Origin of the sequence: Paenibacillus popilliae ATCC 14706, assembly GCF_000315235.1 — a bacterium.
In the GTDB taxonomy this organism is placed as follows: Bacteria; Bacillota; Bacilli; order Paenibacillales; family Paenibacillaceae; genus Paenibacillus_B; species Paenibacillus_B popilliae.
Window position 1 is genome coordinate 1 of sequence record NZ_BALG01000229.1, and the last position, 966, is coordinate 966.

The 966-nt window shown below is 34.5% G+C and carries 2 protein-coding genes; both read right to left on the reverse strand.

Annotated features, from left to right (window positions below; translation table 11 throughout):
* The coding region (locus PPOP_RS14805) for a hypothetical protein (protein WP_234399855.1) at positions 1-693 on the reverse strand (693 nt) is incomplete at its 3' end.
* Between the two features lies 1 nt (position 694).
* The coding region (locus PPOP_RS24465) for a hypothetical protein (protein WP_006287342.1) at positions 695-966 on the reverse strand (272 nt) is incomplete at its 5' end.

Here is a 966-nt window from a genome sequence, read left to right on the forward strand (position 1 = left end):
TTCCCCAAAGATCTTTTTTTGATCCTTTAGGCTATATCGAAGAATTCGTTTACTATCTATTGACTGTTGTAATGGATTAAAAATTAAATTCCCTGCCTGATAATGATCGCAAACAAGTTCCACAATTTCTTTCCATGGTTTTGTGTGGACGAATGCTTTTTTTTGTTTTAAATCAACTTCTTTTAACCGTTCCGTATCTGCGATCTGCCAAATAAGGTGATAAGGCGTAGTACGAACACTAAGACCACTCACCCCTTTTATTGGCTTAAATTGGTTCGCTATAGATAATGTTTCTTTCCATGTCATTTGATCTGTCGGTAACATGAGTTTATAGGTTTGGAATAAATCTTTATTGTAAAAAACAGCTTGGTTAGAAAAAGAGGATGTTAATCCATATAGTTTTCTGTCCCCCGCCTGTTGTCGTATAAAGTCTATCACCGAAGGTAACATATTTTCAATATCGAAGTTATCTCGTTTTATTAGTGGTTCTAAGTCGACTAATTCCCCTTTGTCCAATAGTGTTTTATATTCTTGTAACGTAAGTAACAATACATCAGGATAATACTTTTTTACAACGTTTTCAATACCTCCTTCTTTGTTTGTGTTCATTCTAGCAATAACGTCAAACGTAATTTGTAATCCTTTTACATCGGCGTACATTCCATATTCTTCGTAAAATTTAGATTCACCCATATTATGCATCACTTTTAGTGTTATAGGTTGGAGGGGCGGTTCGATTGTCTTTTTCGTACAACCGACCAACATAAATAACGCAATAACGGTACAAAGCAGTCGTTTTCTTTGCATTGTAAACACTCCTTTCCTTGTTATATTTCTCGCTTATCTCTAAATAGCTACTATTCAAAGAGACACCCATATGATGAGTGTCTCTTTGAATTTTTGATTTAAGCATCATGGTATACGCTATCATACCAGTAGCAATCTGTTTTTTTTCCTTTACGACAA